Annotated in this window: 20 protein-coding genes and 2 tRNA genes; 12 read left to right on the forward strand and 10 right to left on the reverse strand. The window is 74.2% G+C overall.

Going from position 1 to position 25,006, the window contains the following annotated elements:
- Positions 1-254 precede the first annotated feature (254 nt).
- A complete protein-coding gene (tig, locus tag IEV86_RS04410; RefSeq protein ID WP_043603444.1) occupies positions 255-1,631 on the reverse strand; it encodes a trigger factor in 1,377 nt (458 codons plus the stop codon).
- Between the two features lie 228 nt (positions 1,632-1,859).
- A tRNA-Pro gene (locus IEV86_RS04415) sits at positions 1,860-1,933 on the reverse strand.
- 90 nt (positions 1,934-2,023) lie between these two features.
- Between IEV86_RS04415 and IEV86_RS04420 the strand changes: the two genes are divergently transcribed.
- The 4 genes from IEV86_RS04420 to epsC all read left to right on the forward strand — a co-directional run bounded on the left by IEV86_RS04420 (position 2,024) and on the right by epsC (position 5,509).
- A tRNA-Gly gene (locus IEV86_RS04420) sits at positions 2,024-2,094 on the forward strand.
- Between the two features lie 120 nt (positions 2,095-2,214).
- Entirely contained in the window at positions 2,215-3,492 is a 1,278-nt protein-coding gene (locus IEV86_RS04425; protein WP_161784016.1) for a glycoside hydrolase family 3 N-terminal domain-containing protein, read from the forward strand.
- A gap of 497 nt (positions 3,493-3,989) precedes the next feature.
- Entirely contained in the window at positions 3,990-4,922 is a 933-nt protein-coding gene (gene cysK, locus IEV86_RS04430) for a cysteine synthase A (protein WP_043603447.1), read from the forward strand.
- Entirely contained in the window at positions 4,922-5,509 is a 588-nt protein-coding gene (gene epsC, locus IEV86_RS04435; protein ID WP_043603450.1) for a serine O-acetyltransferase EpsC, read from the forward strand. The genes cysK and epsC overlap by 1 nt, the downstream gene beginning before the upstream one ends.
- Before the next feature lie 24 nt (positions 5,510-5,533).
- Here the strand turns inward: epsC and IEV86_RS04440 are convergent, their stop codons facing one another.
- Positions 5,534-6,604 carry a DUF808 domain-containing protein gene (locus IEV86_RS04440; protein ID WP_081978513.1) on the reverse strand — a complete coding sequence of 357 codons (1,071 nt, stop codon included), beginning with the start codon at positions 6,602-6,604 and terminating at the stop codon, positions 5,534-5,536.
- A 496-nt stretch (positions 6,605-7,100) separates the two neighbouring features.
- Here IEV86_RS04440 and IEV86_RS04445 point away from each other — a divergent pair, with 496 nt between their 5' ends.
- The 6 genes from IEV86_RS04445 to IEV86_RS04470 all read left to right on the forward strand — a co-directional run bounded on the left by IEV86_RS04445 (position 7,101) and on the right by IEV86_RS04470 (position 14,230).
- Entirely contained in the window at positions 7,101-7,931 is an 831-nt protein-coding gene (locus IEV86_RS04445; protein WP_043603501.1) for an ABC transporter ATP-binding protein, read from the forward strand.
- A gap of 123 nt (positions 7,932-8,054) precedes the next feature.
- The gene (locus IEV86_RS04450; RefSeq protein ID WP_043603453.1) at positions 8,055-9,107 is read left to right on the forward strand and encodes an aliphatic sulfonate ABC transporter substrate-binding protein; all 1,053 of its coding nucleotides are present in this window, start codon (positions 8,055-8,057) and stop codon (positions 9,105-9,107) included.
- 95 nt (positions 9,108-9,202) lie between these two features.
- Positions 9,203-10,117, forward strand: a complete 915-nt coding sequence (locus tag IEV86_RS04455) for an ABC transporter permease (RefSeq protein ID WP_043603456.1) — start codon at positions 9,203-9,205, stop codon at positions 10,115-10,117.
- A 44-nt stretch (positions 10,118-10,161) separates the two neighbouring features.
- Positions 10,162-12,312 carry an acetate--CoA ligase gene (gene acs / locus IEV86_RS04460; RefSeq protein WP_081978514.1) on the forward strand — a complete coding sequence of 717 codons (2,151 nt, stop codon included), beginning with the start codon at positions 10,162-10,164 and terminating at the stop codon, positions 12,310-12,312.
- Complete coding sequence (locus IEV86_RS04465) at positions 12,309-13,691, forward strand: O-acetylhomoserine aminocarboxypropyltransferase/cysteine synthase family protein (RefSeq protein WP_052425913.1); 1,383 nt, start codon at positions 12,309-12,311, stop codon at positions 13,689-13,691. The genes acs and IEV86_RS04465 overlap by 4 nt, the downstream gene beginning before the upstream one ends.
- A complete protein-coding gene (locus tag IEV86_RS04470; RefSeq protein WP_052425914.1) occupies positions 13,688-14,230 on the forward strand; it encodes a CoA-binding protein in 543 nt (180 codons plus the stop codon). Before IEV86_RS04465 ends, IEV86_RS04470 begins: the two co-directional genes overlap by 4 nt.
- Here IEV86_RS04470 and IEV86_RS04475 read toward each other — a convergent pair.
- Positions 14,205-14,579 (reverse strand): MGMT family protein, encoded by a 375-nt coding sequence (locus tag IEV86_RS04475; protein WP_052425915.1) that lies wholly within the window; start codon positions 14,577-14,579, stop codon positions 14,205-14,207. The two genes, IEV86_RS04470 and IEV86_RS04475, sit on opposite strands and share 26 nt — an antisense overlap.
- Before the next feature lie 3 nt (positions 14,580-14,582).
- The gene (locus IEV86_RS04480) at positions 14,583-15,746 is read right to left on the reverse strand and encodes a PP2C family protein-serine/threonine phosphatase (protein ID WP_043603459.1); all 1,164 of its coding nucleotides are present in this window, start codon (positions 15,744-15,746) and stop codon (positions 14,583-14,585) included.
- Between the two features lie 108 nt (positions 15,747-15,854).
- Between IEV86_RS04480 and IEV86_RS04485 the strand changes: the two genes are divergently transcribed.
- Positions 15,855-17,099 carry a GNAT family N-acetyltransferase gene (locus IEV86_RS04485; protein WP_043603513.1) on the forward strand — a complete coding sequence of 415 codons (1,245 nt, stop codon included), beginning with the start codon at positions 15,855-15,857 and terminating at the stop codon, positions 17,097-17,099.
- Positions 17,100-17,103: 4 nt separating this feature from the next.
- Here IEV86_RS04485 and IEV86_RS04490 read toward each other — a convergent pair whose 3' ends face one another.
- The gene (locus IEV86_RS04490) at positions 17,104-17,568 is read right to left on the reverse strand and encodes a ribose-5-phosphate isomerase (protein ID WP_043603461.1); all 465 of its coding nucleotides are present in this window, start codon (positions 17,566-17,568) and stop codon (positions 17,104-17,106) included.
- A 54-nt stretch (positions 17,569-17,622) separates the two neighbouring features.
- Between IEV86_RS04490 and IEV86_RS04495 the strand changes: the two genes are divergently transcribed.
- Entirely contained in the window at positions 17,623-19,659 is a 2,037-nt protein-coding gene (locus tag IEV86_RS04495) for a M13 family metallopeptidase (RefSeq protein ID WP_052425916.1), read from the forward strand.
- Positions 19,660-19,714: 55 nt separating this feature from the next.
- On the opposite strand, the gene IEV86_RS04500 is transcribed toward IEV86_RS04495, so the two are convergent.
- The 4 genes from IEV86_RS04500 to IEV86_RS04515 form a co-directional block, all read right to left on the reverse strand.
- Complete coding sequence (locus tag IEV86_RS04500; protein ID WP_052425917.1) at positions 19,715-20,272, reverse strand: hypothetical protein; 558 nt, start codon at positions 20,270-20,272, stop codon at positions 19,715-19,717.
- A 73-nt stretch (positions 20,273-20,345) separates the two neighbouring features.
- Entirely contained in the window at positions 20,346-21,995 is a 1,650-nt protein-coding gene (locus IEV86_RS04505) for a phytoene desaturase family protein (RefSeq protein WP_081978515.1), read from the reverse strand.
- 134 nt (positions 21,996-22,129) lie between these two features.
- Positions 22,130-23,959, reverse strand: a complete 1,830-nt coding sequence (locus IEV86_RS04510) for a carbohydrate-binding module family 20 domain-containing protein (RefSeq protein ID WP_229734463.1) — start codon at positions 23,957-23,959, stop codon at positions 22,130-22,132.
- A gap of 279 nt (positions 23,960-24,238) precedes the next feature.
- Positions 24,239-24,901 (reverse strand): DsbA family oxidoreductase, encoded by a 663-nt coding sequence (locus tag IEV86_RS04515; protein WP_081978516.1) that lies wholly within the window; start codon positions 24,899-24,901, stop codon positions 24,239-24,241.
- Between the last annotated feature and the right edge of the window lie 105 nt (positions 24,902-25,006).

A 25,006-nucleotide genomic window follows, 5' to 3' on the forward strand; every position in this document is an offset into this window, starting at 1 on the left:
TCGCAGCGACCCTAACGCGGTGAGCCGACACGGCACGCGCGCCGCGGGGCCTTTTCGCTGTCGGCGCACCCACGCCGACCCGTCTCCCCCGCGGCTCTCCGCGTCCCCCGGGCCAGCGGCTGACGACACGTCTCGACCTCGCGGCCCGGCGCCGGCACGGCGCGTCGATCCGGGCACCCGCGCAGCGCCCGGACAGCCGAGAGCCCCGCCCCCGACGACGCGGGGACGGGGCTCTCGGAAGGCTCCCGACCGGGTCAGGCCTCGGCGCGCTCCTCGGCGGCGGCGTCGTTGTCCGACGCGGCGTCGGCGGCCTCCGTGGCGGCCTGCTCGGCAGCCTCGGCGGCGGCGTCCTCCTCGTCCGAGCCGATGTACTCGCTCAGGTCCACGGCGGAGCCGGTCGAGTCCACGACCGAGACCGAGCGCAGCGCGACCGCGACGGCCTTCGACCGCCCGACCTCGGCGATCATGACCGGGATCTGGCCCTGCTCGTCGACCGTGCGGATGAACGTGTTCGGGTCCATGCCGTACTGGCGCGACGCCGAGACCAGGTACTCGAGCAGCTCGCTCTGGCCGACCTTGACCTCGAGCCTCTCGGCGAGCGTGTCGAGCAGGATCTGCGTGCGCAGCGCGTCCTGCGCCTGCTCCGTGACCTCGGTGCGGTGCTCGTCGTCCTCGAGTCGTCCCTCGGACTCGAGGTGGCGGTGCACCTCGGCCTCGACGACGCCCGACGGGACCGGGATCTCCACCGCGGCCTGGAGCTGCTTGACGAGCTCGTCGCGCGCCTGGACGGCCTGGTTCTGGACCTTGGTGCGGCCGACCTGGGCGCGCAGGTCCTCACGCAGCTCGTCGAGCGTGTCGAACTCCGACGCGAGCTGGGCGAACTCGTCGTCGGCGTCGGGCAGCTCGCGCGTCTTCACGGTCGTCGCGGTCACCGTGACCAGAGCGGTCTCGCCCGCGTGCTCGCCACCGGCGAGCGCCGTCTCGAACGACGTCGTCTCGCCCGCCGACAGGCCGGTGAGCGCCTCGTCCAGCCCGTCGAGCATGTTGCCCGAGCCGATCTGGTAGGAGATGCCGCTCACCGAGTCGACCTCCTCCTCGCCGACGGTCGCCGTCAGGTCGAGCACGACGTAGTCGCCCTCGGCCGCGGGGCGGTCGACGCCCACGAGGGTCCCGAACCGCTCGCGCAGCGCGTCGAGCCGCGCGTCGACGTCCTCGTCGGACACCGCGACGTCGTCGACCGTGACGGTCAGGCCCGAGAGCTCGGGCAGCTCGAACGCCGGCCGCACCTCGACCTGGGCCGTGAAGGTGAGACCACCCTCGGTGCCGGTCAGCGCGGGGATCTCGGTGACCTCGATCTCGGGCTGGCCGAGGGGGCGCAGGTCCGCCTCGTTGACCGCCTGGCGGTAGAACGTCGGCATCCCGTCGTTGACGGCGTGCTCGATGATCGCGGGCCGGCCCACGCGCTGCTCGAGGAGCCGCGGCGGCACCTTGCCCTTGCGGAAGCCGGGGATCTGCACCTGCGAGCCGATGTGCTCGTACGCGTGGTCGATGCTCGGCTTCAGCTCGTCGTACGACACCTCGACGGTCAGCTTGACCGTGGTGGGGTCCAGGGTCTCGACGGCGCTCTTCACTGCAGTGGTCTCCAACGGCTCGGGTGTTCCGGGTGGGCCCCGGCGCAGGCGGCGGACCGCTCGCGTCGGCGTGCGGTCCCGGTGGGGTGTGCTGGCGGTGCTCCACGCACCCGTGCTCGCGCCCGACCCCGTCACACGCTCACCACGGGGGGCGAGCGGTCTGGGGCGGGGCGCGCGAACGCGGAGGGCGCGTGGCCACCCGATCGTACGGCACACGTGCGGGACCGGTCGGGATGGACGGATTCGAACCGACGACCTTCCGCTCCCAAAGCGGACGCGCTACCAACCTGCGCCACATCCCGTGGGGACGAGCCTACTGGCCGCGACCGGTCCCGTTTCCCGCCCTGGCGCGGCGACCGGCTACCCTGTCCACGCTGCCCCCCGGGGCACGTGCGGGCGTAGCTCAATGGTAGAGCCCCAGTCTTCCAAACTGGCTACGCGGGTTCGATTCCCGTCGCCCGCTCCCTCCACCTCGATCGCCGGCTCCGCGACAGCGGCGCCGGCTCTCCACCCGGTGCCGTGACCACCCGACACCCTGACCGCCCGGCGCGCGCGTCGGGCACGGCCCACCTACGCTCGGCCCGTGAGCCGCCGATCCCCCGGCAGCGGCCCCGCGACGGTGCTGCTGTCCTGCACCCTCGTCCTCGCCGCGTGCTCGGTCCCGCTCGGCTCCACCGCCGCACCGGCCGCCGTGGGCGCGGCGGGCGGCGCCGAGCACGTCGGCGACCGGGGTCCCGGCGCCGTCGCGGGGACGGGTTCCGCGCCCGCCGCCGACGACGACGCGTGCACCCCGGCGCCGCTCGCCGACCGCGCCGCGGCCGTGCTCGTCGTCGGCCTGCCGCACGTGACCAGCCCGGACGACCCGCTCGTGGCGGAGGTGACGCGGGTCGGCGTCGGCGGGGTCTTCCTGTCCGAGGCGAACGTCGTCGACGCCTCGCAGGTCACCGAGCTCGTCGCCGGGCTGCGCGAGCGGTCGCCGCGGCCCCTCGTGGTGTCGACCGACGAGGAGTCCGGGAGGGTCTCGGTCACCCGTGCGATCGTCGGGTCCGGTCCGTCGCCGCGTCGCCTCGCGGCCCAGCGCACGCCCGACGAGGTCCGCGAGGTCGCGGCGGGCATCGGGGAGCGGCTCGCGGCCGTCGGCGTCGACCTGGACCTCGCCCCCTCGCTCGACCTCGACGACGGGCCGTGGGACGGGACGATCGGCGACCGGTCGTTCGGCGGCGACCCCGAGGTGGCGTCCGAGTACGGCCTCGCGTTCGCGGCCGGGCTCGACGACGCGGGCGTCGTCCCGACCGTCAAGCACTTCCCCGGCCACGGGAGCTCGTCGGCCGACACCCACCGCACGTCCGACGTCGTCGCCGCCCCGCTCGCGGAGCTCCAGAGCCACGACCTGGAGCCGTTCCAGGACGCGGTCGACGCGGGGGCGCCCGTCGTCATGCTCAACCACCTCGCGTACGAGGCGCTCAACCCGGACCTGCCGGCGTCCCTCAGCCCGGGGGCCTACGCGCTGCTGCGGGACATGGGGTTCGAGGGCGTCGCGATCACCGACAGCATCGGCATGGGCGCCGTGAACACGCGCTGGGACTTCCCCACCGCGACCGTCCTCGCGGTCCAGGCCGGTGCCGACGCGGTCCTCGCCACCGACGGCACGCAGGCCGCCGTGATGCGCGACGCCCTCGTAGCGGCCGTCCGGTCGGGCGAACTCGCGGAGGAGCGTCTCGACGTCGCCGCCGCCCGCACGACCGCGCTCGCCGGGGGCGACCCGGTCGCCATGTCGTGCCTCGACGTCCGCCTCCCCCGGCTCGACGTCGACCGCGACGAGGCACCGCCCCCGGAGGCGTCCGGTCGCGCCGACGGCTGATTGCCGCCGCCGCCGCGACCGGATAGCGTCGCGCCAGACCCGCCGCCGCACCGCTCGGCGTGCGCCGACGCACCACCCCAGGAGGACGGCCCCATGGCAGGAGCCACCGCGACCGCGGACGGCAGCCTGACCTCGGCCCCGGCGGAGGCGGTCCGTCGCGTCGCGACCTGCCTCGCACCGACGCGCGCCGTCCGGACCGCCACCGACGGCTGTCGCTGTCGCTAGAGCGCTGGCCCCTACCGGACGCGGGCACGCCCCGTCCCGCCAGCGCTCCTCGTCGGCCCCCTCGCCGGCGCGCCGGCACGTCGGTCCTCCCGCACGGGCATCGCGACGAGCCCGCGCCGGACCCCACGCGGCCCCACCGGCCCCAGCACCCCGACCTCCACGCAGCCCCACGGGGCTCGCACGGAATGCACGTCACCACCCGGCGGTTCACGCCCGTGAGCCCATCGGACATCCACGCAGGCCACGACGGCCCTCGACCCGGAGGAACACGCATGCGCATCCACGACGACGTCACGACCCTGATCGGCAGCACGCCCCTCGTCCGTCTCAACCGGGTCACGGAGGGCGCCGGCGCCACGGTCGTCGCGAAGCTCGAGTTCTACAACCCGGCGAGCTCGGTCAAGGACCGGATCGGCGTCTCGATCGTCGACGCGGCCGAGAAGTCCGGTGAGCTGCGGCCCGGCGGCACGATCGTCGAGGCGACGAGCGGGAACACCGGCATCGCGCTCGCGATGGTCGGCGCGGCCCGCGGGTACGACGTCGTGCTCGCGATGCCCGAGACGATGTCGAAGGAGCGCCGCGCGCTGCTGCGGGCCTTCGGCGCCGAGCTGGTGCTGACCCCCGGTTCCGAGGGCATGAAGGGTGCGGTGTCGCGCGCCGAGCAGATCGTCGCCGAGCGCCCGGGTGCGATCCTCGCCCGCCAGTTCGCCAACGAGGCCAACCCCGCGATCCACCGCGCCACGACGGCCGAGGAGATCTGGGCGGACACCGACGGCCAGGTCGACGTCTTCGTCGCCGGCATCGGCACGGGCGGCACGATCACGGGCGTCGGCCAGGTGCTCAAGGAGCGCAAGCCGGGCGTCCAGGTCGTCGCGGTCGAGCCCGCGGAGTCCCCGATCCTCAACGGCGGCCAGCCCGGGCCGCACAAGATCCAGGGCATCGGGGCCAACTTCGTCCCCGAGATCCTCGACACGAGCGTCTACGACGAGGTGTTCGACGTCGACGCCGAGACGGCGGTGCGGGTCGCGCGCGAGACGGCGAAGCAGGAGGGGCTGCTGGTCGGGATCTCGTCCGGCGCCGCGATCCACGCCGCCGTCGAGATCGCCAAGCGCCCCGAGAACGAGGGCAAGCTCGTCGTCGTGATCATCCCGTCGTTCGGCGAGCGCTACCTGAGCTCGATCCTCTACTCGGACCTGATGGACTGATGGGTCGACGTCTGTGGCGCTTCCTCCAGGTCCTCGTCGAGGACCTGGACGCGGCGCGCCATCGCGACCCCGCGGCGCGGACCCGGCTCGAGGTCGCACTCGGCTACCCGGGCCTGCACGCGGTCTGGGTGTACCGCGTGACGCACCGCATGTGGCGCGAGCCCGGTCTGCGGCTCGCGGCGCGGCTCGCGTCGCAGGCGGCGCGCGCGGCGACGGGTGTGGAGATCCACCCGGGCGCGGTGCTGGGCCAACGGCTCTTCATCGACCACGGGATGGGTGTCGTGATCGGCGAGACGGCCGTGGTCGGCGACGACGTGGTCCTGTTCCACGGGTCCACGCTCGGGGGCAAGAGCATGACGCACGGCAAGCGGCACCCGACGCTCGGCGACCGGGTCGTCGTCGGCGCGGGCGCCAAGGTCCTCGGCCCGGTGTGGGTCGGTGACGGCGCGCAGATCGGCGCCAACGCCGTCGTCGTCAAGGACGTCCCCGCCGACGCGACAGCGGTCGGCGTGCCGGCCGTGGTGCGCACCCGCCCGGCGTCGGCCCCGGCCGCCGAGCTGGTCGAGGACCCCGCGATCTACATCTGACCGGCCCGACGGACGGCCCGCCGCTCAGCGCAGCGGCGGGCCGTCCTCGTGCTCGGCCACGGGCTGCGTACCGCGCGCACCGGGATCGTGGGGGGCGGCACGTCCGACGTCGTGCCCGGCGTCGTGCCCGGCGTCGTGCGCCGAGCCGTGCCCGGCGTCGTGCTTCGTCCCGCGCCGCGGGACGACGTGCATGACGGCGACGACGAGCGCCCCGACCACGAGCCCGAACAGCGCGGACGCGAGCGTGTTGACGCTCCAGGCGAGGAACCCGCCGATCCCCGCGACCCCGGCCACGCCCTCCTCCATGTGGTGGACCAGCTCGTACGGCGCGTGCCACCCGAGCTCGTCGACGCCGACCAGGAGGATGTGGCCGCCGACCCACAGCATCGCCGCGATGCCGACGGTCGAGAGGACCGCGAGCACCTTGGGCATGGCGGCGACCAGCAGCCGCCCGAGGCGCGCGACGGCGCCGGACCGCGTCGTCGCGAGGTGCAGGCCGATGTCGTCCATCTTCACGATGAGCGCGACGACGCCGTACACGAGCGCCGTGATCCCGAGCGCGACGACGACGAGGATGACCGCGCGCGACGCGAACGGCTCGTCGGCGACCTCGTTGAGCGAGATCACCATGATCTCGGCCGAGAGGATGAAGTCCGTCCGGATCGCGCCGGAGACCATCGCCTTCTCCTGGTCGGCGCCCCGCGCCGCCGCCGGGACCTCGCGGTGCTCCTTGCTGTGCCCCGTGACGAGCTCGTAGATCTTCTCGGCACCCTCGAAGGCGAGGTACGTGCCGCCGACCATGAGGATCGGCGTGAGCAGCCACGGGAGGAACTGGCTCAGCAGCAGCGCGGCCGGGAGGATGAAGAGCAGCTTGTTGCGCAGCGACCCGATCGCGATGCGCTTGATGATCGGCAGCTCGCGGTTGGCCGTGAAGCCGTGGACGTAGCGCGGGGTCACCGCCGTGTCGTCGATGACGACACCCGCAGCCTTCGCGCTGGCGCGACCCGCTGCCGCACCGATGTCGTCGACCGACGCCGCGGCGAGCTTGGCCAGCGCCGCGATGTCGTCGAGGAGAGCCGCCAGCCCGCCTGCCATCAGATCTCCCTCGTGCCCGCGCCGCGTGCGGCGGGCGTCGTCGTCGTCACACGCGCCAGGGTAGGGCCGAGGCGTCGCCGCCGCCGCGCGGCACCTGACGCGCCGGGCAGGCGCCGCCCGTGCCGTCTCGACATGTGAGGCGATCTGGCCCGGTCGTTGCCGTGTCAACCTCGCTGGCCTACTCTGGCGACGTCGGTCCAGGGACCGAACACGTCGTCTCGAACAGCGAGACGCCTGCGAGGGGAGGAGGTCAGCGCCATGCACTGTCGAGTCGACATGATGATGGCGCTGCCGATGATGGCCTCCCTCTGTGGCTGCATGCCACGCGCTGGCGCCTGACGAGCCGACCCGCTCCCCGAGGGAGCCCGCCGTCCGGGTCCACCGACGGACCTAGGTAGCCAGCGCAGACCCAGCCCCGTCCCGCACGCCCGTGCCGGACGTCCCGGCCCGCGTCGCGCGCCCGTGGACGACGGCCACGCCCCCCGAGGACTCCCTGATGGCCATCACCACGCCTGCCCCCGTGCGCTCGCACCCCGCCCATCCCGTGCGGATCGAGGGCGTCGGACGCACCTTCGCCCCACGCGACCGCCGCGACCACGCGACGACCGTGCTCGCCGACGTCGACCTCGAGGTCGCCGCGGGTGAGATCGTCGCGCTCATCGGCGCGTCCGGCTGCGGCAAGTCGACCCTCCTGCGCCAGGTCTGCGGGCTCGACGCGCCGACCGCCGGTCGGATCCTCATCGACGGCACGCCCGTCTCGGGCGTCGACGCACGGTGCGCGGTCGCCTTCCAGGAGCCCCGGCTCCTGCCGTGGCGCACGCTCGCGCAGAACGTCGCGATCGGTCTCCCCCGCGGGACCGATCGCGCGACCGGACGGCGCCGCGTCGACGAGCTGCTCCAGCTCGTGGGGCTCGGCGAGTGCACGCACTACCGCCCGCGGCAGATCAGCGGCGGCATGGCGCAGCGCGCGGCGCTCGCCCGGGCGCTCGCCCGCAACCCCGGCGTGCTGCTGCTCGACGAGCCGTTCGGGGCGCTCGACGCGCTCACGCGCCTGCGCATGCAGGACCTGCTGCTCGACGTCCACGCGGCCGAGCCGACGACGGTCCTGCTCGTCACGCACGACGTGGACGAGGCGCTCTACCTCGCCGACCGCGTGGTGCTGCTCGGCCGCCCGCGCGGCGCGGCGAAGGGCACGCCAAGCACCGTCCGGACCATCGTCGAGGTGCCCGGCGCACGGCCGCGCGACCGCGGGGACGCGGAGCTCGCGCACCTGCGGGCCGAGCTGCTCGAGGGGCTCGGCGTCCACGCCCACCACCAGACCCGCTGACGGGCACCTGACCAAAGCGCACGACGTCGCGCAGCCCGCCACCCGTCCCACCCACCTGTCCCGCCCCGCGCGGACTCCCCCACGACGGCCCCCACGGCCGCCGCCACCACCCGAGAGGTCACCATGAGGATCCGATCAGCACTGTCCGTCACCGCAGCGACCGCGGCCGCCGCCCTGATGCTCAGCGGCTGCGTCGCGGGCGAGGGGTCGGCCACGCAGGCAGAGGCCCCCGCCGCGGGCGCCACGGCGGCCGACGACGGGTGGAGCACCGACACCCTGAACATCGACTTCGCCACGTACAACCCGCTCAGCCTCATCATCAAGGAGCAGGGCTGGCTCGAGGAGACGCTCGGCGACGACGTCACCGTGACCTGGGTCCAGTCCGCGGGGTCGAACAAGGCGAACGAGGCGCTCCGCGCGGGCGCCGTCGACGTCGGCTCCACGGCCGGCTCGGCCGCGCTGCTCGCACGCGCCAACGGGTCCCCGATCCGGACGGTCTCCGTCTACACGCAGCCGGAGTGGTCCGCGATCGTCGTGCCGGCCGACTCCGAGATCGACTCGGTGGAGGACCTTGCCGGCCGTTCGGTCGCCGCGACCAAGGGCACCGACCCGTACTTCTTCCTCCTGCAGAGCCTCGAGGAGCACGGCGTCGCCCTCGGCGACGTCGAGGTGCAGAACCTCCAGCACGCGGACGGTCGGGTGGCGCTCGAGAACGGCTCGGTCGACGCGTGGGCCGGGCTCGACCCGATCATGGCCGACACCGAGGTCAACGCCGGGTCGAAGCTGATCTACCGCAACATCGACTTCAACTCGTACGGCTTCCTCAACGCGCGCGAGCAGTTCCTCGAGGAGTCGCCCGACGTCGCTCAGGTCGTCGTCGACGCGTACGAAAAGGCCCGCGCGTGGGCCCTGGAGAACCCGGAGGAGACCGCGCAGATCCTCGCCGACGTCGCGGGCATCGACCTCGCGATCGCCGAGAAGGTCATCCTCGAGCGCACGGTGATCGACCTCGACCCGGTCCCCGGTGACGCGCAGCGTGCCGTGCTCGAGGTCGTCGGCCCGATCTTCGTCGAGTCCGGGGACGTCTCCTCGCAGGACCAGATCGACGACGCGCTCGAGGTCCTGCTCGACGACACGTTCGCGTCGCAGGCAGACCCCTCCACCATCGCGGAGTGACGCGTGCGGTGGCCGTCCCGCTGGGACGGCCACCGCACCGCCCCCGCACGACCGCACCGACGCCCGGCCCCACCCGGCCGACGGAAGGACCAGTCATGACCACGCTGCGCAGCTCGACCTCCTCGACGGAGACGACCTTCGGCCAGACCAGGGTGGGCGAAGCCGACGGGTCCGCCGCCTCGACGTCGCACGTGGTCGTGTCCGACCGCGGGTCGTCCGCCGTGGAGCGTCCCCGTAGGGACCTGCTGGGTCACCGCGGCGTGCGCGTGGGTCTGGCCCTCGTCGTCCCGCTCACGCTGCTCGTCGCATGGCATCTCCTGACGACCGTCACGGGCACCTTCGCCCCGTACCAGCTCCCCTCGCCGACGGCCGTCGTCGACGCGGGCGTCGAGCTCGCCACCCGGGCGAACGGCCCCACGCTGTGGCTGCACGTCGCGATCTCGGTCCAGCGCGTCCTGATCGGCTTCGCCGCGGGCGCGCTCGCGGGGCTCGTCGTCGGGGCCGTCGTGGGCCTGTCGCGCGTGGGCGACGCCCTGCTGAGCGGGACGATCGGCGCGCTCCGGGCCGTCCCGTCGCTGGGCTGGGTGCCGCTCCTCATCCTCTGGATCGGCATCAACGAGGACTCCAAGGTCCTGCTCATCGCCATCGGCGCCTTCTTCCCCGTGTACACGACCGTCGCGAGCGCCCTGCGCCACGTCGACGCCCACCTCGTGGAGGCGGGCCGGGCGTACGGCTTCCGCGGGACGCGGCTGCTCACGCGGGTCCAGCTCCCCGCGGCCACGCCCGCCGTCGTCGCCGGTCTGCGCCTGGCGCTCGCGCAGTCCTGGCTGTTCCTGGTCGCGGCAGAGCTCATCGCCGCGTCGATGGGCCTCGGGTTCCTCCTGACCGACTCGGCGAACAACGGCCGCGTCGACCGGATCCTGCTCGCGCTCGTCGTCCTCGCGGTGCTCGGCAAGACGACCGACGCGCTCATCGGGGTCGCCGAGCGGCGCCTCCTGCGGCGCTTCTGAACCACCCCGGACCCACCGCACCGCCACCACGAACCGAGGGACGCATGACCTCCGCCACGATCAGCAACCTCCTCGTCGAGGACCGCACGTTCCCCGCGCCCCCGGGCGAGTGGAACGTCGGCCCCACCGAGCACGCCGCCCTCCTCGAGGCGGCCGAGCGCGACCACGTGGCGTTCTGGGAGGAGGCCGCGCGTCGGCTCGAGTGGGCCGAGCCGTGGCACACCGCGCACACGTGGTCCCCCGCGGTGCCCGACCCGGACGACCCCGAGCGGCTCACGGTGCCGCAGGCCCGGTGGTTCGAGGGCGGCCGGCTCAACGTCGCGGTGAACTGCGTCGACAGGCACGTCGCGGCAGGTCGCGGCGACAAGGTCGCGCTGTACGTCGAAGGTGAGCCCGGCGACCGCCGGGTCCTCACCTACGCCGACCTCCAGCGCGAGGTCTCGCGCGCCGCCAACGCGCTCCTGGCGCTCGGCGTCGGCAAGGGCGACCGCGTCGTCGTGTACCTGCCGGTGCTCGCGGAGACCGTGGTGGTCACGCTGGCGATCGCGCGCATCGGCGCGATCCACTCGCTCGTGTTCGGCGGCTTCTCAGCGGAGGCGCTGCGGTTCCGGCTCGAGGACCTGCGCGCCAAGGTCCTCGTCACGTCCGACGGCCAGTTCCGCCGCGGGAAGGCCGTGCCGACCAAGGCGACGGCCGACGAGGCCGCAGCCGGCCTCGACCACCTCGAGCACGTCCTGGTCGTCCGCCGCACCGGCGACGCCACCCCCGACGTGCCGTGGACGCCCGGCCGCGACGTGTGGTGGCACGACGTCGTCGACGCCGCCGACGACCACCACGAGGCCGAGGCGTTCGACGCCGAGACCCCGCTCTTCGTCATCTACACCTCGGGCACGACGGGCCGGCCCAAGGGCCTCGTCCACACGGCGGGCGGCTACCTCACGCACGCGTCGTGGACGCACTGGGCGCAGTTCGACGCGCGCGACGACGACGTGCACTGGTGCACCGCCGACCTGGCATGGGTCACCGCCCACACGTACGAGATCTACGGCCCGCTCAGCAACGGCCTGACCCAGGTGATCTACGAGGGCACACCGAACGCGCCGCACACCGCGCGCCACCTCGAGATCATCGAGCGCTACGGCGTGACGGTGTACTACACGGCGCCGACGCTCATCCGCACGCTCATGACCTGGTTCCCCGACGGGCTGCCCGACACGTACGACCTGTCGAGCATCCGGCTCCTCGGCACGGTCGGGGAGTCGATCAACCCCGAGGCCTGGGTCTGGTTCCACCAGCAGCTCGGCCGCGGCGAGACGCCGGTCGTCGACACGTGGTGGCAGTCCGAGACGGGCGCCGCGATGGTCGCGCCGCTGCCCGGCGTCACCACGCTCAAGCCCGGCTCGGCGACGCGCGCGCTGCCCGGGATCTCGGTCAGGGTCGTCGACGAGCGCGGTGACGAGGTGCCGCACGGCGCGGGCGGCTTCCTCGTGGTCGACCGGACGTGGCCGGGCATGGCGCGCACCGTGTGGGGCGACCCGGAGCGGTACCGCGACGCGTACTGGGCGCGGTTCGCGGATCGCGGCTACTACTTCGCGGGCGACGGCGCGCGCTACGACGCCGACGGCGACATCTGGCTGCTGGGCCGGGTCGACGACGTCATCAACGTCTCGGGCCACCGCCTCTCGACGATCGAGATCGAGTCGGCCCTCGTCGCGCACCCGGAGGTCGGCGAGGCGGGCGTCGCGGGCGTGACAGACGCGACGACGGGTCAGGCGATCGCGGCGTTCGTCATCCCCGCGCGCGCGGGGGCCGACCCCGACGACGTCGCCGCGTGGCTCGACCACGCGCTCGCGCTCACCGAGACGCTCCGCAACCACGTCGCGAAGGAGATCGGCCCGATCGCGAAGCCGCGCGACGTCGTCGTCGTCCCGGACCTGCCCAAGACGCGCTCGGGCAAGATCATGCGCCGCCTGCTCGCCGACCTCGTGGCAGGTGGCACCCTGGGGGACGTCACGTCACTGCAGGACGAGACCGCCGTGCACCGGATCCACGCGGTGCTCGAGGCCGGGCGGGCCGCGGCCCGCACCGCACCCGGCGCCCCCACCACCCCGCGCGGCTCGACCGCGGGCACGCCCTCCACCCCGCGCGGCACGACCGCCGGCACCCGCACGACCCACGAGGAGAACCCCACGTGACCGAACCGACCTCCGACCGCCGCTGGGGCTTCCGCACCCGGGCGCTGCACGCCGGCGGCGTGCCCGACCCGACGACGGGCGCACGCGCCGTGCCGATCTACCAGACGACGAGCTTCGTGTTCGACGACACCGCGGACGCGGCGAACCTCTTCGCGCTGCAGAAGTACGGCAACATCTACAGCCGCATCGGCAACCCCACGGTCGCCGCGCTCGAGGAGCGCATCGCGTCGCTCGAGGGCGGCATCGGTGCGGTCGCGACGTCGTCGGGCATGGCCGCGGAGTTCATCACGTTCGCCGCGCTCGTCGGCGCCGGCGACCACGTCGTCGCCGCCGCGTCGCTGTACGGCGGCACGGTCACGCAGCTCGACGTGACGCTGCGCCGGTTCGGGGTCGAGACGACGTTCGTGCCGGGCACCGACCCGGCCGACTACGCCGCGGCCATCCGACCCGAGACGAAGGTCGTCTACGCCGAGGTCATCGCGAACCCGTCCGGCGAGATCACGGACATCGCGGGGCTCGCCGAGGTCGCCCACGCGGCGGGTGTGCCGCTCGTCATCGACGCGACCCTCAGCACGCCGTACCTCTGCCGTCCGCTCGAGCACGGCGCGGACGTCGTCATCCACTCCGTGACGAAGTTCCTCGGCGGGCACGGGACCACGCTCGGCGGCGTCGTCGTCGAGAGCGGCCGGTTCGACTGGGGGAACGGGAAGTTCCCGCAGATGACCGAGCCCGTCCCGTCGTACGGCGGCGTGAGCTGGTGGGAGAACTTCGGCGAGTACGGCTTCCTGACGAAGCTGCGCTCGGAGCAGCTCCGCGACATCGGGCCGTCGCTCGCGCCGCAGTCCGCCTTCCAGCTGCTGCAGGGCGTCGAGACGCTCCCGCAGCGCATGGAGGCGCACCTGGCCAACGCCCGACGCGTCGCGCAGTGGCTCGAGGCGGACCCGCGCGTCGGCTACGTCAACTGGGCGGGTCTGCCGTCGCACCAGCACCACGAGCGTGCGCAGCGGTACCTGCCGCTCGGGCCGAGCGCGGTCTTCGCGTTCGGCGTGCGCGGCACCGACGAGGTGCCCGGCCGCGCCGCGGGCCGGCGCTTCATCGAGTCGCTCCAGCTCGCGAGCCACCTCGCGAACATCGGGGACGCGCGCACGCTCGTCATCCACCCCGCGTCGACGACGCACCAGCAGCTCTCCGTCGAGCAGCTCGCCGCCGCGGGCGTCCCCGAGGACCTCGTGCGCATCAGCGTCGGGCTCGAGGACGTCGAGGACATCCTGTGGGACCTCGACCAGGCGCTCACGCGCGCCGTCGGACCCGCCGACCAGCACGCGACGCAGACCGACCCGTCCCCCGCCGCCCCCTCCCCTGCCGAGGTGACCGCATGACCGCCGACGTCGGGGCCGCGTGCGCCCTGCCGACCCCAGCACCCGCCCCGGGCGCCGCACCGCGCACGTGGCAGGGACCGGGCGCCGCCGAGCGGCTCGCGATCCTGCGCCGTACGCGCTCCGTCGCGATCGTCGGGGCCTCCGCGAACGCGTCGCGCGCGAGCTACTTCGTGGCGACGTACCTGCTGTCGTCCTCCCCGTACGACGTCTACTTCGTCAACCCCCGCGCGACCGAGATCCTGGGGCGCCCGGTGTACCCGTCGCTCGCGGCGCTCCCGGTCGTGCCGGACCTCGTCGACGTGTTCCGGCGCCACGACGACCTGCCGTCGGTCCTCGACGAGACGATCGACGTCGGCGCGCGGACGCTCTGGCTCCAGCTCGGGTCGTGGCACGAGGACGTCGCGCGCCGCGCCGAGGCCGCGGGGCTCGAGGTCGTCATGGACCGGTGCGTGAAGATCGAGCACGCGCGGTTCCACGGCGGCCTGCACCTCGCCGGGTTCGACACGGGCGTCATCAGCTCCCGGCGCGGCCTGCGCTGACCTCGCGCGGGTCCCCGGGCAGCTCGTCCGGGAACCAGATCGCCTCGCGGAGGACGACCCTCGGGTCGTCCTCCGCGTCGCGCACGGGGCACCCCTCGGCGAGGAGCCGCGGCACGGCCTCGGGATGACCCCGCGGGGGACGACCGGCCGCGTTGACGACGCGCCACCAGGGCACCGACCCGCCCGCGGTGGCCATGACCCGGCCCACCTGCCGCGGGCCGCCGCGCCCGAGCCGCTGCGCGACCTCCTCCGCGACCGTGCCGTACGTCATGACGCGACCGGGCGGTATCGCCTCGACCAGGTCGAGGACGGCCTCGACGTACTCGTCGTCGCCGCCGGGGCGGTCCACCGCTCAGTCCCGGTGGACGAGCACGAGGCCGCGGTCGTCGTCCTCGCCCGCGCGTACGCCCGCGAGGACCGCGTCGGCGCCGCCGCTGCGCGTCGAGATGAACCGCTCCGCCGCGCCCATGAGCCGGTCGATGCCGAGCTCGACGTCGGCGCCCGGGACCTCCACGAGCCCGTCGGTGTAGAGCATGACCGTGTCCCCGTGCTCGAGGACCCCCTCGTGCACCGCGAACACCGGTGCGACGACGACACCCAGGGCGGGCCCGCCCGACGTGTCGAGCGTCTCGATCAGGCCCGAGCCGCGGTGCACGTGGACCGCGGGCGGGTGACCCGCGGTCGAGACGCGGAACGTGCCCGTGTCCAGGCGCACCGCGAGGTGCACCGCCGTCGCGAAGCCCTCGGGCCAGGCCTGCTCGAGCAGGTACTTGTTCGCGGCCGGGAGGAACGCCTCGGTCGGCATCGCGCCGAGCAGACCGCCGAACGCGCCGGACAGCAGCAGCGAGCGGACACCCGCCTCCTGACCCTTGCCGGAGACGTCGACGAGCACGATCTCCAGCAGCGACCCGTTGCGCCCGCGGGCCGCGACGACGAAGTCGCCCGAGAACGCCTCGGCGTTGGCCGACCGCACGACGCTGTCGACGCGCCACCCCGCAGGCAGCTCGGGGATCCGGCCGTGCGCGACGAGCCGGTCGCGCAGGTCGACGAGCATGATGTCGCTCATCGCGCCCTGGATGCCGAGGCGCGACCGGTTGCGGACGAACGCGAACGCCGACACCGCGCCGAGGGCGAGGGCGACGAAGACGCCCGGGTCGGAGGTGCGCTCGCGCGTGACGTGCAGCCCGACGACGAGGCCCAGCACGACCACCCCGAGCACGGCCATCCCGACGGGCCGCAGCGTGAAGACGCCGAGGAGGAGCACGAACACCATGACGGCGGGCACGACCCACGTCGGCGTCAGCACCATGCCGAGGGCCGCGAGGCCCGCGAGCGCCACGAGGCCCGCGGTCGCGACCAGCTGGCGGCGGCGCGTCGTCCTGCGGTGGACGGTGCGCGCCCAGCCGACGCGGCGCAGCGCAGCGCTGCGCAGCCGACGGGATCGACGCCGCCGCTGACGGACCTGACGACGGGTCCGCCCGGGGGCGGCGCGCGCGGCCGTCGTCGTAGTGCTCACCTGCCCGAGGGTAGCCAGGCGGGGCGACCGCGGCAGCACCGCCCACGCGCGGGTCCGGGGTCGGCAAATGCGGTGCGTCGCGACGGTCACGGCGGCACGATGACGGCCATGACCCCGCTGCCCGCCGGCTACCGGCTCGTCGACCTCTCCCCCGACCGCCTGCACGACGTGCTCACGCTCGACACCTGGGCATTCCCCCAGGGCACGAGCGTCGCGACGCTCGCCGACCTGCCGTCGCCGCTGACCTGGAGCCGGGCCCGTGGCGTCGAGGCGGACGACGGCGAGCTCGTCGCGATGCACGCGTCCTACCCGTTCGGCTCGTTCCCCGTCCCGGGTGCGCGCGTCCCGGTCGCGGGTCTCACCTGGGTCGGCGTCCACCCCGGTCACCGCCGCCGCGGCCTGCTGCGCGCGATGATCGACGACCACGTCGCACGCAGCCTCGGTCGCGGCGAGCCCGTCTCGGCGCTGTTCGCCGCCGAGCCCGCGATCTACGGCCGCTTCGGGTACGGACGCGCGGCGGACGACCTGCGCCTGACCGTCCCACGGGGTGCCGCCCTCCGCGACGTCCCCGGCGCGCAGGACGTCCGCGTACGCCTCGAGCAGCTGGACCGCGAGCGGCACGTCGACCAGGTCCTGGCGCTGCACGCCTCGGTCGACCGTCCGGGATGGGCCACGCGCGAGTCGGCGGAGCTGCGCGCCGCCTTCGGCACCGACCCCGAGGCGTTCCGCGACGGCGCGGAGCCGCTGCGCGTCGCGCTCGCCGAGCGCGACGGGGACCTCGTCGGCTACGCGCTGTTCCGGCGCAAGGAGGCGTGGAAGCCCGAGGGGCCGCGCGGCACGGTCCGGGTGCGCGAGGTCGTCACGACCGACCCCGCCGCGGCGCGTGCGCTGTGGGGCGTGCTCCTCGACCTGGACCTCATGGGCACCGTCGAGGCGTGGGTGCCCGTCGACGACGCGCTCGTGCACCTGCTGGTCGACGTGCGCGCGGCGGTCCCGCGCCTCGCCGACAACGTGTGGGTCCGGCTCCTCGACGTCCCGGCCGCTCTCGCGGCGCGGCGCTACGCGGCCCCGGTCGACGTCGTGCTCGAGGTGCAGGACGCGCTCGTGCCCGCCAACGCGGGCCGCTGGCGCGTGACCGTCGACGCCACGGGCACCGCGAGCGTCGAGCGCACCGACCGGGCCGCCGACCTGACCCTCGACGTCCGCGAGCTCGGCGCCGCGTACCTGGGCGGCACGTCGCTGGCCTCGCTCGCCGCCGCGGGACTCGTGCACGAGCACGTGCCCGGGGCGCTCGCCCCGGCGGCCGCCGCGTTCGGGTGGCACGTGCCGCCGGGGTGCGGCTGGGTGTTCTGAGCGCTCAGGCGCCGCCGGACTCCTCGCCGCGCTCGTACGCGGCGAGGAGGTCGATGCGTCGCTGGTGGCGCGGGTCGCCGCTGAACGGCTCGGCGAGGAACGCCTCGACCATCGCGACCGCGTCGTCGACCGGGTGCTGGCGCGCGCCGATCGCCATGACGTTCGCGTCGTTGTGCTGCCGGCCCAGGCGCGCGGTCTCGACGCTCCACGCGAGGACCGCGCGGACCCCGCGGACCTTGTTGGCCGCGATCTGCTCGCCGTTGCCCGAGCCGCCCAGCACGATGCCGAGGCTCCCCGGCTCGGCGACGACCGCCTCGCCCGCGGCGAGGCACATCGGCGGGTAGTCGTCCTGGGCGTCGTACTCGTGGGCCCCGTGGTCCACGACGTCGTGGTCGGCGGCGCGCAGGTGCTCGACCAGCGCCTCCTTGAGCTCGTACCCGGCGTGGTCGGCGGCGATGTGGATGCGCATGGCGCAATCCTGCCAGCGCCGGGACCGGCCGGACGAGCGGCATAGCCTGTCGCCATGACCACGACCGACAAGGCTGGACCGACCCGCGACGACGCGACGGGTCAGGCCCTCCGGAGCGGCATCGACCGCACCGCGCTCGACCCCGCGGTCAGGCCGCAGGACGACCTGTACCGCCACGTGAACGGCCGCTGGATCGCCCAGCACGAGATCCCGGCTGACCGCGCCACGGACGGCGCGCTGCGCGAGCTGTACGACCGTGCCGAGGAGCACGTGCGGGCGATCATCGAGGACCTCGGCGGCAAGGTCGCCGAGGGCGCGGGCGGCCTCGACGGCACCGCGGCGCAGGTGGGCGCCCTCTACGCGAGCTTCATGGACGTCGACGCCGTCGAGCGGCTCGGCGTCGAGCCCCTGCGCGAGGAGCTCGCGGCCGTCGACGCCGCGACGACGCGCGAGCAGCTCGTGCGCGTGCTCGGCACCCTCCAGCGCACGGGCGGGCCGACCGCCGTCGCGTTCTGGGTCGACAACGACGCGCACGACCCCGAGCGGTACGTCGTCTTCCTCCACCAGGCCGGCCTCGGGCTCCCCGACGAGTCGTACTACCGTGAGGACGCCCACGCCGCCGTCCGCGAGCAGTACGGCCCGCACGTCGCCCGCATGCTCCGCCTGGTCGGGCTGGACGCGGACGACGCGGACCGCCAGGCCGGCCTGGTCGTGGACCTCGAGACCCGCCTCGCGGCGTCCCACTGGGACGTCGTGCGCGACCGCGACGCCGACCTCACCGACAACCCCATGACCCTCGACGACCTCGTCGAGCGGGCACCCGGCTTCGACTGGGTCGCCTGGGTCGAGGCCCTCGGCGCTTCACGCGACGCGTTCACCGACCTCGTCGTGCGCGAGCCCGACTACGCCGTCGCCTTCGCGCAGGCGTGGGCCGACGCACCCGTCGAGCAGTGGCAGTCGTGGCTGCGGTACCACCTGGTCCGTTCCCGCGCGCCGTACCTGTCGGCGGAGGTCGTCGAGGCGAACTTCGACTTCTACGGACGCCTCCTCACGGGAGCGACGCAGCTGCGCGACCGGTGGAAGCGGGGCGTCGCCCTCGTCGAGGGGGCGCTCGGCGAGGCCGTCGGCCAGGAGTACGTCGCGCGGCACTTCCCGCCGACCCACAAGGACCGCATGATGCGGCTCGTCGAGAACCTCGTCGAGGCGTACCGCGAGTCGATCACCGCGCTCGACTGGATGGGCGAGGCGACCCGCGCCAAGGCGCTCGCCAAGCTCGACGCGTTCACGCCCAAGATCGGCTACCCCGATCGCTGGAAGTCCTACGACGGTCTCGAGGTGCGGCCCGACGACCTCGTCGGCAACGTCCGCCGCTCGCACGCCTACGAGCTCGACCGCGAGCTGGGCAAGATCGGTCGCCCCGTCGACCGCGACGAGTGGTTCATGACGCCGCAGACCGTCAACGCCTACTACAACCCGGGCATGAACGAGATCGTCTTCCCCGCCGCGATCCTCCAGCCGCCGTTCTTCGACCCCGACGCGGACGACGCGGTCAGCTACGGCGGGATCGGCGCCGTGATCGGCCACGAGATCGGCCACGGCTTCGACGACCAGGGCTCCAAGTACGACGGCGCGGGCCGGCTCGAGGACTGGTGGACCGACGAGGACCGCACCGAGTTCGAGGCGCGCACCGCGGCGCTCGTCGCGCAGTACGACGCCTTCTCGCCGCGTCAGCTCGACGGCAGCCACACCGTCAACGGCGCCTTCACGGTCGGCGAGAACATCGGCGACCTCGGCGGCCTGTCGATCGCGCTCGAGGCGTACCGGATCGCCCTCGGGCGCCCGCTCGCCGAGGCGCCCGTCGTCGACGGCATGACGGGTGTGCAGCGCGTCCTCGTCGGGTGGGCCCAGGTGTGGCGCTCGAAGGGGCGCGACGAGGAGGTCGTGCGTCGCCTCGCGACCGACCCGCACTCCCCCGACGAGTTCCGCTGCAACGGCGTGGTGCGCAACGTCGACGCGTTCTACGAGGCGTTCGACGTCCGGCCCGGCGACGGGCTGTACCTCCCGCCCGAGGAGCGCGTGCGCATCTGGTGACGTCGAGGACGACGCGAGCGGGACGGGATCGCACCCGCCCCGCTCGCCGCTGGGATCAGAACAGCAGGTAGCCGGCGCGCGCGACCGAGAAGCCCTCGCCGCTGGGGTTGTGCCGGCACAGGACCCCGTTGCGGGAGCTCGCGCACGTCATCTCCCCGACCGTCGACTGCTCGCCGTACTCGAGCACGACGGCGTCCTCGGGCACGGCGGGCGGGTCCCCCTCGACGCAGACGAAGCCGGCGGACTCGCCGGCCGCGACCGTGAGCGTGCTGCCGACCGCTCCCGCGCAGCCCTCGGGCGTCGCGGGCGGCTCGAAGCTCGACGCCAGGATCGTGCACGTCGCCGAGCCCTCGTCCATCGTGCAGTGGATGTTGCCGCTCGGGAGCACGAACGTCCGCACCTCGCCGACGTCCTCCGCGTCGGCGTCGCTGTCGCTCGGGGTCGACTCGGGCTCGGCGGACGCGCTCGGCGCGGGCTGCGCGGTGGGCTCGTCGTCGTCACCGAGCGCCGTCGCCAGCAGCACGAGGAAGCCGAGCACCAGCACCACGTCGACGACGAGGAAGGCCAGCAGGCCTGGACCGAGCCGTCGACGGGTCCGTGCGGTCGCGGACATGGGTGCTCCTCTCGGCCGTTCGGGTGAACGTCCTGCCGCAGCATGCCACGCGGGCGGACGGCCGTGCGAAGCGTCAGTCGCCGAGCAGCGCCATCGCCGCCGAGCGCCCCGGGATGCCGCTCACGCCCCCGCCGCGGACCGCGCCCGCGCCGCACAGCAGGACGCGCGGGTGCCCGGTCGCGACGCCCCAGCGGGTCGCGGGGTCCTGCGGGTCGGCGTCCGCGGCGAGCCAGGGCCACTGCAGGTCGCCGTGGAAGATGTGCCCGCCCGGGAGCCCGACGTCGCCCTCGAGGTCGACGGGTGTGCGCGCCTCGAGGCACGGTCGCCCGTCGGCGTCGGTCGCGAGGCACTCCTCGACCGGCTCGGCCAGCACCGCGTCGAGCGACCGGAGGGTCGCCGCCACCGCCTCGGCGCGCGCACCGTCGGGGTCCTGGCGGAACAGCCGCGCGGGAATGTGCAGGCCGAACAGCGTGAGCGTGTGGCGGCCCGCCGCCCGATCCGCCGGACCCAGGATCGAGCCGTCGGTGAGCGAGTGGCAGTAGATCTCCAGCGGCGGCACGGACGGGATGCACCCCGCGGCCGCCTCGCGGTGCGCCGTCCCGAGCTGGGCGTACCCCTCGTTGACGTGGAAGGTCCCGGCGAACGCGTGGGCCGGGTCGACGGCGTCGCGCAGCCGTGGCAAGCGGTCGAGCACCATGTTGACCTTGAGCTGCGAACCCTCCGGGAGCGGCCGCGGGGTCCGCCCCAGGAGGCGGTCCAGCTCGTGCGGCGCGCACCCGGCGAGGACGTGCTGCGCACGGACCGACCGCGTCCTCCCGCCGTCGTCCGCCCAGTGCACGTCGACCCCGTCCGCGCCGGGGTCGACCGCGGTCGCGCGGGCCCCGACGACGAGCTCGGCCCCGCCCTCCCGGCACACCCGCTCGAGCTCGCGCACGACGGCGCCCATGCCGCCGACCGGCACGTCCCAGTCGCCCGTCCCGCCGCCGACGACGTGGTAGAGGAAGCACCGGTTCTGCGCGAGCCCGGCGTCGTGTGCGGAGGCGAAGGTGCCGATGAGTGCGTCGGTGAGCACGACGCCCCGCACGACGTCCGACGTGAACGTGCGCTCGACGAGCTCGCCGAGGGGTCGCTCGACCAGGTCCTCCCACCACGCGCCGAGGCTCCGACGCATCTCGGCGGCGGTCGGCAGCGGCCCCGTCACGGTCGGGAAGACGGTGCCCGCGAGCGCACCCGTCCGTGACGAGAACGCCTCCCACGCCGCGGCGTCGGCCCCGGCGCCGACGCGCTCGAGGGACCGTGCCGTCGAGGCGGAGTCGGCGGCGTCGACGAGCAGCCCCCGGGACGGGTCGTCCGGCAGCGGGGTGTACGACGACCACCGGCGACGCCTCAGCTCGAGCCGCAGCCCGAGCTCGCGCCGCACGGCCTCGGGCATGAGCGAGACCAGGTACGAGTACCGCGACAGGTTCGCGTCGACGCCGGGGAACACGCGCGCGGACCCGGTCGCGCCGCCCAGGTGGTCGCGCGCCTCCAGGACGAGCACGCTCCGGCCCGCGCGTGCGAGGTACGCGGCGGCGGTCAGCCCGTTGTGCCCACCCCCGACGACGACGACGTCGTACCGGCTGCCGGTGGGCGCTTCCGGACGGGCCCGTGCGAGCCGGCGGCCCTGGTCGGGACCCTCGGTGGGGCGGGGGTCCGGTGCGGCGCTGCAGTCCGGTGCGGTCACCGCGTCAGGGTAGGGCGCGACGGCCGGGCGCTCACGCGCCCGGCCGTCGTCGGCAGGTCGGCCTGCCGCTGCGAGGGCGAGGGGTGGACGGTGCGCTCCAGGTCCTGCCCACCCCCCGCCGGTCCGTGGGGTCGCTAGCTCCGCCAGGCGTCGTTCAGGGTGAGCACGCCCGACGACGGGACGGTCGCGACCCGGTTGGCCCCGCTCTCCCACACGACGTCGCCGGCGCCGTCGACCTTGACGTACTTGAACTCGACCCGCGTGCCCGCCGGCAGTGCCACCTGCGCGCGCCACACGGGGTAGGTCGAGGACGAGAGCCGCGCACCGTTCGCGGGGCTCCACGAGCCGAGCGACGGGTGGTTCCCGACGACCCGCACGTCCTGGCCCCACACGGTCGTCGCACTGACGCCGAACGACACGGCCGCCGTGGCTCCGTCGTCGCCCCCGCCACCGGTCGTGCCGCCGCCGGCGCGCGCCCCCACGTGGATCGCGAGCGCGTCGCGTGCACCGACCGACGCGGTGAACGTGCCGCCCGAGCCGACGGTGACCGTCGTGCCGGAGCACCCCGTCGAGGTGGGTGCACCGCTGATCACGTCGCAGTACCTGCCGGCCGGCAGGGACGTCGTGAACGTGCGGCTGAGCGCGCTGCCCTCCTTGTTGATGACGGCGTAGCCCGCCGAGCCGCGACCGAACGCGATCGCGTCGTTCCCGTTGGACCACCACTGGTTCACGGGCGTGCCCTTCACGGCGTTGTGGAAGCCGACCATGTTCCGGATCTGCCGCCAGTCGTGCTGGCACGTCCAGCCGTTCTGGTAGCAGGTCACGGCGCCCCCGTTCGGTGCCCCGGCGTCGTGGTCGCTGCCGACCGTGTACCCGGAGTGGACGGCGGGCGAGCCGTACGGCCAGGCGAGCATGAAGACGTTCGCGAGCGTGTAGGTCGAGCCGTAGCCCGCGTTGAGGGTCTCGCCGTTGCGCTCGGTGTCGTGGTTGTCGACGAAGACGCCCGCGCTCCCGGACGGGAGCATGCCCCACGACTCGCCGAAGCTCGACAGGTAGGCGAGCTTCTCGTTCGTGAAGATGCGCTTGAGGTTGCGGCCGTAGTCGAACTCGTGGACGTCACCGATCGACGTGTACTCCGTGTCCTGGATCGGCTCGCCCGCGGCGCCGATGACCTCCTGGACGATGTACACGCTCTGGTCGCTCAGCCGGGACCGGATCGCGGCGACGTCGCCCGCGGGCATGTGCTTGGCGGCGTCGATCCGGAAGCCCCGGACGCCGAGGGAGATCAGGTCGTTCATGTACGCGGCGATGCGACCGCGGACGTAGTCCGATCCCGTGCGCAGGTCGGCGAGGGCCACGAGGTTGCAGTTCTGCACCTCCCACCGGTCGCCGTAGTTGGCGATGTTGCGGCGGCAGTCGTTGAAGTCCTGCGATCCGTAGATGCCCGGGTACGAGTAGTACTGGAACGACGAGCCCGCCACGCCCGTGCCGCCCTCGGGCTTGCCCGACATGTGGTTGATGACGGTGTCCGCGATGACGTTCACGCCGGCCGCGCGGCACGTCGAGACCATCGACGCGAACTCGGCGCGCGTGCCGAGCTTGGACTCGATGCGGTAGGAGACGGGCTGGTACGACGTCCACCACTGGCTGCCCTGCACGTGCTCCTGCGGGGGCGAGACCTGGACCCAGCCGTAGCCGGCCGGACCGAGGCTGTCACGGCACGCGGCCGCGACGCTGGTCCAGCGCCACTGGAACAGCACGGCCGTGACGTCCTTGGACCCCGACGGCTCCGCCGCGGCCGGGGCGGCCGTGACGGCCGTGGTGCCGACCAGGCCGGCGGTCGCGAGGGCACCGGCCACGAGGCCGGTGAGCGCTCGACGGACGAGCGAGCCGCGCCGTGCGCGTCGGGTGGGTCGTGCGGTCGGTGCAGCGGGCGCGCCTGAGCGCCCTGGGACGAGCTTCAACGGATGTTCCCCATTCGGTCGGACCGGCCCGACGACGGCGTCGTGCCGGTGACTTCGGACCGTCGCCTCGGTGCGGCGGCCCTGCGATGGAGCGCATGAAACGGGGCTGCAAAAAGCCCCGCAACAACCTGGAATGTTGCAAACGTAGGGCGGTCGCGGGCGTCGCGCAAGTGGTCGACACGCGACGACGCCCGCCCCCGGGCAGCGGGAGCGGGCGTCGCCGACCGACGGTCCTGCGACGGCCGGGGTCCGGCGTGCGGTGCGCCCCGGACGGGTCCGTCAGCCGAACGAAGGGCCCTGCGTTCGGGTCCGCTTGAGCTCGTAGAACCCCGGCACGCGGGTCATGAGGACGAGACCGTCCCAGAGCCGGCCGGCGTCCTCGCCGCGGGGGGCGGGCGTCACGACCGGCCCGAAGTAGCCCGTGCCGTCGATCGCGATGACCGGCGTCCCGACCTCGTCGCCCACGAGGTCGAGCGCGCGCTGGTGCGACGCGCGCAGCTCGGCGTCGACGCGGTCGTCGTCGGCCGCCTCGAGCAGCTCCGCCGGCAGGCCGACCTCCGCCAGCGCCTCGGCCAGCACCGTGGTGCGGTCGGTGCGGCCGCCCGGGTGCAGCCGCGTCCCGATCGCGTCGTACAGGGGCTTGACGACCTCGTCGCCGTGCGCGAGCCGCGCCGCGGTGACGACCCGGACGGGACCCCACGCCTCGTCCATGAGCGCGCGGTACCCGTCCGGCAGCTCCCTGCCCTCGTTGAGGACGGCGAGGCTCATCACGTGCCAGTGCACCTCGACGTCCCGCAGACCCTCGACCTCGGTCATCCACCGCGACGTCATCCACGCCCACGGGCACACCGGGTCGAACCAGAGGTCGGCGCGGACGCGCGTCCGCGTCGCGTCGTCCGCGGCCGTGCCGTCGGCGGTCTGGGTCGTCGTCGCGGTGGTCATCGCTCTCCTCGTCGGTCGGGGCTCGTGCGGGTGCGGCAGTCGGCGCCGTGCGGTCCGACCCTGCCACCGAGGGTGACAACGCCGCTCGGCGTGCGGCATTCCCGC

This window comes from Cellulomonas carbonis (assembly GCF_014636275.1).
GTDB lineage: Bacteria > Actinomycetota > Actinomycetes > Actinomycetales > Cellulomonadaceae > Actinotalea > Actinotalea carbonis.

What these genes read in the sequence shown, in the direction of transcription:
- IEV86_RS04445 (WP_043603501.1), top strand. Translation starts at nt 7,101, where the DNA reads ATGGCCATCACCACGCCTGCCCCCGTGCGCTCGCACCCCGCCCATCCC.
- IEV86_RS04485 (WP_043603513.1), top strand. Translation starts at nt 15,855, where the DNA reads ATGACCCCGCTGCCCGCCGGCTACCGGCTCGTCGACCTCTCCCCCGAC.
- IEV86_RS04500 (WP_052425917.1), bottom strand. Translation starts at nt 20,272, where the DNA reads ATGTCCGCGACCGCACGGACCCGTCGACGGCTCGGTCCAGGCCTGCTG.
- IEV86_RS04470 (WP_052425914.1), top strand. Translation starts at nt 13,688, where the DNA reads ATGACCGCCGACGTCGGGGCCGCGTGCGCCCTGCCGACCCCAGCACCC.
- IEV86_RS04515 (WP_081978516.1), bottom strand. Translation starts at nt 24,901, where the DNA reads ATGACCACCGCGACGACGACCCAGACCGCCGACGGCACGGCCGCGGAC.
- acs (WP_081978514.1), top strand. Translation starts at nt 10,162, where the DNA reads ATGACCTCCGCCACGATCAGCAACCTCCTCGTCGAGGACCGCACGTTC.
- cysK (WP_043603447.1), top strand. Translation starts at nt 3,990, where the DNA reads ATGCGCATCCACGACGACGTCACGACCCTGATCGGCAGCACGCCCCTC.
- IEV86_RS04495 (WP_052425916.1), top strand. Translation starts at nt 17,623, where the DNA reads ATGACCACGACCGACAAGGCTGGACCGACCCGCGACGACGCGACGGGT.
- IEV86_RS04440 (WP_081978513.1), bottom strand. Translation starts at nt 6,604, where the DNA reads ATGGCAGGCGGGCTGGCGGCTCTCCTCGACGACATCGCGGCGCTGGCC.
- epsC (WP_043603450.1), top strand. Translation starts at nt 4,922, where the DNA reads ATGGGTCGACGTCTGTGGCGCTTCCTCCAGGTCCTCGTCGAGGACCTG.
- IEV86_RS04450 (WP_043603453.1), top strand. Translation starts at nt 8,055, where the DNA reads ATGAGGATCCGATCAGCACTGTCCGTCACCGCAGCGACCGCGGCCGCC.
- IEV86_RS04490 (WP_043603461.1), bottom strand. Translation starts at nt 17,568, where the DNA reads ATGCGCATCCACATCGCCGCCGACCACGCCGGGTACGAGCTCAAGGAG.
- IEV86_RS04455 (WP_043603456.1), top strand. Translation starts at nt 9,203, where the DNA reads ATGACCACGCTGCGCAGCTCGACCTCCTCGACGGAGACGACCTTCGGC.